General features: G+C 49.7%; 1 protein-coding gene. It reads right to left on the reverse strand.

Annotated elements, in window-relative coordinates; genetic code table 11:
- On the reverse strand, positions 1–358 hold a 358-nt coding region (locus ACYQ8U_RS23295; RefSeq protein WP_459947937.1), incomplete at both ends, for a 3-hydroxyacyl-CoA dehydrogenase NAD-binding domain-containing protein.

Raw genomic sequence — 358 nt, forward strand, 5'->3', positions numbered from 1 at the left:
AGAACAAAAAAGGGACCGCTGCCGGTTATCTCTTCACACACGTGATCAATCTGGTAGGTAGTAGCTTTGTCGAGGAGGTACACCGCCTCGTTGCACCAGTTTTCGAATATACGGTTAAGCAGGAAGGAAAAGACATTGTCTGTTACCATCGGCACCTTGCCGGTGTTGGCAAAAAACCACAGCAGATAGTTGACCAGATCATCGGAAGCACCCTCCCAGTTAATAACTTCAACAGGCAGGCTGCGCCATGCCGGGGCAAAAAAGTGGGTAATGGTGCAGCGCTCGGGATGCTTCATGGAATTAAAGATTTCATGGGCCGGAATACCACTGGTGTTGGAGGTCAAGATTGCCTTTTCGC

Source organism: Desulfocastanea catecholica, from assembly GCF_054657295.1.